General features: G+C 66.1%; 8 protein-coding genes and 1 tRNA gene. 4 read left to right on the top strand and 5 right to left on the bottom strand.

All coding sequences use genetic code 11. The features are described 5' to 3' along the window. Nucleotides 1-397 (top strand): hypothetical protein (locus E1261_RS10795; protein WP_238176130.1); only part of this gene is annotated, 397 nt, incomplete at its 5' end. On the opposite strand, the gene E1261_RS10790 is transcribed toward E1261_RS10795, so the two are convergent. The 3 genes from E1261_RS10790 to E1261_RS10780 all read right to left on the bottom strand — a co-directional run bounded on the left by E1261_RS10790 (nt 383) and on the right by E1261_RS10780 (nt 3698). Next, nucleotides 383-1030, bottom strand: a complete 648-nt coding sequence (locus tag E1261_RS10790) for a gamma carbonic anhydrase family protein (RefSeq protein ID WP_238176129.1) — start codon at nt 1028-1030, stop codon at nt 383-385. The two genes, E1261_RS10795 and E1261_RS10790, sit on opposite strands and share 15 nt — an antisense overlap. A 179-nt stretch (nt 1031-1209) precedes the next feature. Continuing rightward, on the bottom strand, nt 1210-2418 hold the full coding sequence (locus E1261_RS10785; RefSeq protein WP_132405383.1) for an MFS transporter: 1209 nt from the start codon (nt 2416-2418) through the stop codon (nt 1210-1212). Nucleotides 2419-2459: 41 nt separating this feature from the next. After that, complete coding sequence (locus E1261_RS10780) at nt 2460-3698, bottom strand: MFS transporter (RefSeq protein ID WP_132405381.1); 1239 nt, start codon at nt 3696-3698, stop codon at nt 2460-2462. 230 nt (nt 3699-3928) lie between these two features. Between E1261_RS10780 and E1261_RS10775 the strand changes: the two genes are divergently transcribed. Continuing rightward, nucleotides 3929-4017, top strand: a tRNA-Ser gene (locus E1261_RS10775). A gap of 96 nt (nt 4018-4113) precedes the next feature. Beyond that, the gene (locus tag E1261_RS10770) at nt 4114-4677 is read left to right on the top strand and encodes a dihydrofolate reductase family protein (protein ID WP_132405379.1); all 564 of its coding nucleotides are present in this window, start codon (nt 4114-4116) and stop codon (nt 4675-4677) included. Between the two features lie 27 nt (nt 4678-4704). On the opposite strand, the gene E1261_RS10765 is transcribed toward E1261_RS10770, so the two are convergent. Both E1261_RS10765 and E1261_RS10760 read right to left on the bottom strand, forming a co-directional pair. Then, nucleotides 4705-5325, bottom strand: coding sequence for a hypothetical protein (locus E1261_RS10765; protein WP_132405377.1), 621 nt, complete (start codon nt 5323-5325; stop codon nt 4705-4707). Between the two features lie 183 nt (nt 5326-5508). Further along, nucleotides 5509-6270 carry a VOC family protein gene (locus E1261_RS10760; protein ID WP_202874618.1) on the bottom strand — a complete coding sequence of 254 codons (762 nt, stop codon included), beginning with the start codon at nt 6268-6270 and terminating at the stop codon, nt 5509-5511. A gap of 252 nt (nt 6271-6522) precedes the next feature. Between E1261_RS10760 and E1261_RS47100 the strand changes: the two genes are divergently transcribed. Next, nucleotides 6523-6888 carry a DinB family protein gene (locus E1261_RS47100; protein WP_420813994.1) on the top strand — a complete coding sequence of 122 codons (366 nt, stop codon included), beginning with the start codon at nt 6523-6525 and terminating at the stop codon, nt 6886-6888. The last annotated feature ends 70 nt before the right edge of the window (nt 6889-6958 follow it).

Here is a 6958-nt window from a genome sequence, read left to right as displayed (position 1 = left end):
CCCCCAACCCACAAACACCGCCGAACCGACGGCAGGCATGGGTGAGCGCCCCGTGAAGGTCACCGAGCCTGCGGCGGGCATGGGTGAGCGGCCCGTGAAGGTCACCGAGCCTGCGGCGGGCATGGGTGAGCGGCCCGTGAACGTCACCGACCAAACGGCGGGCATGGGTGAGCGGCCCGCGGACGTCATCGAACCGACGGCGGGCATGGCGGAGCGTCCCACGGGCGTGGGGGAAGCGCCTGTGGGCATGGGTGGGCGGCCCGTGGGTGTTGGGCAGTTGGTGGTTGAGGTGTCGGTGCACTTCGACACGGTGGACGCTCGGTTGACGTGTGGTGGGAAGTCGCCGGTTCAGGTGCGGCGATTCGAGTTACACGGGATCGAGTCAGTCGGAGGGTAGTTCGCGGTCGTCGTGGTGGGCGCCGTAGAAGGTGGATTGGCGCGCCATGATGTCGCGCATGGCGGTTCCCCGCGGGACGCCGTACACAGTGCCGGGGAAGTCCAGCTCGCGTTGGATCTGCCACAGCTCCTCGTGCCGGTCGGGCGAGAAGAGCTGGGCCGGGTCTCCGACTGCGATCCAGCCGATCGGGAGGACCGCGCCGGCTTCCAGGCGCGAGTTGACCTGCAGCACGCTGTTGATCCGAAGCTCCGCGCCCGCGCCGACGACAGAACCGGGGAACAACGCGGCGCCCGTGGCGATGAAGACCTCGTCCTCGACCGTGGCGCCGTTCACGTGTGCATGGGGACCTACCAGGACCGCGTCGCCGAGCAGGGCGGGATGATTCGCCCGGCCGCGCACCAGGGCGTTCTCCATCACCACACTGTTCGTGCCGAGCCGGACCTCACCGTTCTCCGCCGTCAGCACCGCACCATGCAGAACCCTGCTGCCTTCGCCGAGGACGACGGCGCCGCAGAGCACGGCCGATGGTGCGACATAGGCGGATTCGGGCACGACCGGTCGCCGGCCGCGGTGTTCGAGCAGCATCGAGTGCATCCCTCCGTCGAGCATCACCTGTTCTCTCAAGTCGTACACGAATTTCGGGCTGGGCGGTTCTCCGTCGCCCGGGACCTCACACCCCGGGCGGCGGGTCCGTCTGCGGCCGTCCACATCAAAGGTGGGAGACTCGGCCGGCCGGACGTCCGGGTGGAGAAACCTCGAACTGAGAAAACATTAGAACAGATGTTCGATCGAGCGCAACGAATCCTGACGCGTCAATCGGTCTGGTTCGGCAGCGTTCGGCCGACCACGGCGAGGGTGCCCGCAGCGACCAGTGCGAGCAGCGCGGTCGCCAGCCAGGGCAGCTCGTGCCGCGCCTCGAACAGCTGTGCAAAGAACGCCGGTGCCAGCACGCTCGCGAACGTGAAGCTGTACTGCCAGTACGACAGGTACTTCCCGCGCCCGGCCATCGGTGCGACCGACGCGGCCAGCGCATTGTTCGTCGCCGCATGCAGCAGATCAGCGAACGCGTACAGCGCAGTCGCAAGCACCAGTACCACCACAACCACCGGGCCGGGCACCTGCGTGAGCGAGGCCATCAGCAACCCCCACACCGCCCACACCACGCCGGCTACGACCATCACCGACGTACGACGGCGCTTCTCGGTGTGCCGGACCACCAGCGTCTGCCCGGTCGCCAGTACGACGGATGCCGCGGCCAGCAGTACCCCGACCAACCACTTGGGCACCGGCAGCGCGTCTGCGACGTACACCGGCAGACCGATGCTCAGCATCATCACGCAGAGCGCGAAGAGCGTGTTGGCCGCTATCAGGATCAGGAACGGCCTGTCCTTGCGCAGCAGCGGTGCTGGGCCGGTGTCCTGCACAGTGCGCTGGTGGTGCGATGCATGCAGACCCATCAGGAGCACGCCGGCCAGGTAGAACGTCACCGCGTTGACGCCCATCGCAATGAGGAACGGCGTGGTTCCGCCGATCGCCAGTAGCGCACCGGCCGCCAGACCGCCGAGTGCGAAGCCTCCGGCCTGCATCATCCCGCCCAGACCGAACCACCGGTCGCGGTCTCCCTCGTCCGCCACATCTGCCAGCAAACTGAAGATCGATGACCAGAACACCCGCTGTCCGGTCGTGGTCACCAGTGCGCAGAGAAACAAGAGCCACAGCGAGCGGCCGAAGAAGAAGCCGGTGAAGGCCAGGCCCTGCGCAAACTGGGCACCGACCACCAGGTTGCGTGGGCCGATCCGGTCGATCACCACCCCCACCGCGGCCGGGGCCGCGATGGAGAACAGGGTGGCGACGGTCAGCAGCACACCCGCCGTACCGAGTGGGATGTCTGCGACGCGAACGAAGTACAGGAGCAACAGCGGCCCTGCGCAGCCGCCACCGAACGAGTCGATCGCCAGACCGATCAGCAGTGGTAACCGCCCGCGGACGTTGGGTAGGCCGAGGGAAGTCGCTGAGGGCATGCTCCATCCTTACCAGTCTCGGGCCGCGGGGCGACCCGATTTCAGTCCGGTACGGCGGCCGTCCGCCGTACTGAGACGTGGCGCAGCGGACGCCACGCCACCGCAGTCATCACCACCATGGCCGCGAAAGCCGCAGTGAACGGAGCTGTCAGACCGAACCGCTGGGCGAGTAGGCCGCCCAGCGCAGAGCCGATCGCTGCACCGCCAACCGAGGCCAGTAGGTAGACGCTGTTGACCCGGCCCATCAGCGCATCAGGTGTCGCCAACTGGCGTGCTGTGGTCGACACAATGCCCCACACCACCGCATGGACGCCGAACACCGCCATAGTCGCGCCGGCGACCCACGGGTTCCGAGTCAGCGCCAGAACCAGGTGGACCAGCGTCTCGATGATCAGACCAGCCCGCAACAGCGTCAGCGAACCCACCCGAGGCTCGAGCAGGTGGTACACCGGCATCCCGACCACACCGCCGACAGCACCGACCGCCACGAGCAGTCCGAACTGTGTGTCGCTCAGCCCGAGATGCTCCCGCGCATAGAGCACCCAGGTCGCGAAGGCCGCGCAGAACGTGACGTTCATAACCAGGATCGAGCAGGCTAGCGTCCGGACACCCGCGTGCCCCCACAGCCAGCTGATACCCACGCGCACCTCGGTCCAGAGCGCCGTACCAGCGGACTCCGTAGGCTCCGGACGGACGGTGACACGCGAGATGAGCGCCGCAGCCGCCAGGACCGTGACTGCGTCGAACACCAGCGGCACGCCCGCACCAACCGCGAACAGCAACGCTCCCAACGGCGGACCGCCGAGCTGCTGCACCACAGTCCCGGTGGCGTACAGCCGCGCATTCGCCTTACCCAGCTGGTCTTTCGGCACAGCACTGACCAGCAGTGCGCCGGATGCGCTGTCGGCAAGCGTCTCCGCCGTACCGAGCAGGAACAGTGCGACGTAGATCGCCCACAAAGGCGACGCGCCGGCCAGCACCGCAACCCCGAGCGCAGTAAGCACTACCGCGCGAAAGAGGTTGGCGGCAACAGTCATCGTCCGCCGGTCGAACCGATCGGCCAACGCACCACTGAACAACGCAAACAACAACCAAGGCAACTGCTGCACGAACGCCGCAGCACCCACCGCAGCGGGCTCACAGGTGATCGAGGCAACCAGCAACGGCCCCGCCGCCAGCAGCGCCCCGTCACCAAGATTGGAAAGAATCGCCGCCGGCCAGATCCGGCGAAAGTCGGATCCGAGCGCAGCAGGCAGCACGGTCTCACGAAGAGAAGGCATGAAAAAACTCCAGAGGGCATGACGAAACAACCGGACCAGCCGGCACTCCGCCGGCCGAGAGCCCGATCAGCGACGAATCAGTACGCCGACCGGACGGTGACTGCCATGTCCTCGACACTCCGTGACATCAGCGCACCTCCGTCCACACACCCCAGGCGGCTCGTCCGCCATGCACCCCGCACCCTACCGCCGCCCCTGCGCTATCCTCAACGCTCGGCGGCAAGCCGCCAGGAGGGCTCGCATAGTGGCCGAGTGCGCTGGTCTTGAAAACCGGTATGGCGGGTGACCGTCATCGTGGGTTCGAATCCCACGCCCTCCGCTTTCTGTCGATGACGTGTCGGATCTGGAGTGTGGCGTTCGTTGCATGGGTGACGGGCGGCGAGTGGCCGCCGGAACGGCAGAGAGGTCTGGCGCCATGCGGAAACTGATCTACGGCATGAACCTGTCCCTGGACGGCTACATCGCCGCGCCCGGCGACGACATCGGCTGGGGTGTGCCGAGCGACGAGCTGTTTCAGTGGTGGCTCGACCGGGAGTTGGCGATCGGGATGCTGCTGTACGGGCGCAAGCTGTGGGAGACGATGAGTTCGCATTGGCCGACCGGTGATCAGCAGCCCGGCGCCACCCCGGCGCAGGTCGAGTTCGCGCGGAACTGGCGGGACACACCGAAGGTGGTGTTCTCCTCGACGATCGACAAGGTCGACTGGAACACCCGCCTGTTCGCCGGCGACGCCGTACCGGAGATCACCCGCCTCAAGGCCGACGACGGCGAGCCGATGCGCGTCGGTGGCGCCACGCTCGCCGCCGCGGCCCTGCGCGCCGGCCTGGTCGACGAGTACGAAATCGTCACCCATCCGGTGCTGGTCGGCAGCGGCACGCCGTTCTTCACCGCCCTGGACAGCTGGGTGAACCTGAACCTGCTGGAGACCCGGACGTTCCCCGGCGGTCTAGTCGTCACCAGGTACGAAACCAGGCGCTGAGCCCTCGGGCGACCGTCGTCGCGGGTTCTAACACCGCCCGACTGCTGCGGCTCGAACGACCCGGGTGGCCTCGCCGTGATCGGCGCCGTCAGGCCACGCAGTGTTGGACCACCAGGTGCCGCCCTCCTCGGTGCTGGTGCCGGCGAGGTACTTCGCCAACGACTCGTCCATCGCGACCGCGAAGATCGAAAAACGATGACCGACGGCAGCGCCGGGATCCGCACGGTCTCCGAGATTGACCTGAGCAGCCCATTGGCCCTTGCCGAGAAAGTGGACGGTCTGCTCGAAATAGATTCGAGTGTCTTCGTCTTCCTGGACCGCCACGACGATGGTCTTTCCCGACGGCACCGCACCGATGCTGCCCTTGACGTCCGCGCAGAGCGGCACGATCGCGTTCTCCTCCGGACTGGTGATCGCTCTGGTAATGGGAATTTCTGGCTGTGGACTGGGCGCGACCGTCACGGTTGTCGTCACGGTAGTTGGTCCACTGCCAGGGTTCTTGCTGTCGAACTCGTCTTTCAGCAGCGCGCCGCCCGTGCCGATCACGGCTACCAGAACGGCAACCCCGCCCGTAATCAGTGTCGTCCTCAGGCCTCCCCCCTTCTTCGACTCATCGAGTTCCGCTGAATCCGGGTTGTTCTCGTTCATTTACCCACCCCCCGATGGCGAGAGTACGACCGGGTGGTGAGCGAGAACAGAGTGCATTCATTCCAAATTCGCATCGCACGTTTTGTGCGCTATTTCTTCGGGGTGCGGCTCCGCTGTCGTTGCTCTTGCGTTTGATTGAACTGGCCGAACTTTAAATAGCGCCGAAATAACGTCGACCGCTGGTCAGAAGCAGAACGGGTGTCCGGCTGGGTCGGCGTAGACGACGTTTCGGAGGTGGATCGCGCCTAGCGCTTCGGCTCGGGCCTTTGCGGCCTTGGCTGCCGGGGTCTGGAAGTGCGGGGTTTCGTGGTCGACGGTGAAGCGGTAGTCGACGTGTAGTTGCGCCGGATACGCGGGATCAGGCCACCGGGGAGCGGGGCACTCCGTGTGCTGGAACGCCAGGTTGGGGAGCTCATCGTCGTCGAGGTCGATCACGACTCGCTCAGGTGAGTTTTCGAGCCGCTCCTGCGTGCCGATGAAGCCCTCGTAGAAGCTCGCCAGTGAGCGCGGGCTGAAGCAGTCGTAGACCAGGCGGGTGATCGTCGGCGCTGTCGCTCCGGAAGGGTAGAGGCAGAGCGGGTGACCAACGGGATCGGCGTAGACCCGGTGGTCCGCGTTCTCGTGAAGTAGCGTCCCGCCCGCGGATGTGGCGCGCGTGCTGGCGGCTTCCAGGTCCGGTACGGCGATGTCGAAGTGGATCTGCTGGGGGAATTCGGGGTCGGGCCAGCGTGGTGGCCGCTGATCCGACCAGCCGTCACCATCGAACCCGATCCGAAACTTGGGGCTTCTCGAGAGGAACAATGTTCCGTAGGCGTCGTACACGGGCCAGCCGAGCACCTGGTGGTAGAAGTCGGCCATGACCGTCCCGCAGTCCTTGCCGGTGAGCAGGCGGGGGCACCCGATGTAGACAGTCATGCCGGAGTCGTCAGCGAGAAGATGTGCCACCGGTACCTCCGAGCTCTTCGCTATCTTCTTCTGATGGGTCATGAATCCCCGACGATATGGTGCTCGGTCGTTGCAGGGCAGTATCAGGCGACCCTTGATGATCTGGGCATTGTCTTGCGGGGTTGTCCGGATGAGTTGTGGGAGGCGAGCCTCTACGCGGTCAGAAAGACTGATCCGGGGACGTGGCCTCCGACCGACCGGGACGGTCGGGCGTTTGAGGACCCGGTCGTTCGGGAGCGCAAGTTTCAGGCGATGACGGCGGTATGGCGGATTGCCGCGCATGCGCTCTGGTTCACGGACCGCGACCTGGGTGTGCTGGAGGCTGGTTGGGCGCCTCCGGAGCCGTTCTCGGTGAGGGACGAGGAGGCGTACGTCGTACCGCCTACGTACTCGCGTGAGCAGCTGTTCGGGTACCTCGACCACTGTCGACGGCGGGCCGATGAGCTCTTTGCTGATCTGACTGACGCGCACGCGGCTGCGGATCTGCCTGAGCAGCATCGGAACGGCGGGACGTCGCTGGCGGCGATCCTCGTGCAGGGAGCGATGCACCTTCAGTTGCACTCGGCCCAGATCCGCACGTTCCTCAGGGCCCAGGGCATCCGCTGCTCCGACGAGTGACACCACAGCCGGCCTTTGTGGAGGCTGGCTGCCGCTATCTGGCAGTACAACTCCACAGATCTCCCATCCG

Origin of the sequence: Kribbella albertanoniae (assembly GCF_004348455.1) — a bacterium.
Classification (GTDB): domain Bacteria; phylum Actinomycetota; class Actinomycetes; order Propionibacteriales; family Kribbellaceae; genus Kribbella; species Kribbella albertanoniae.
Note: the sequence above shows the minus strand (reverse complement) of the source record. Positions and strands in the feature narration are given on the sequence as shown.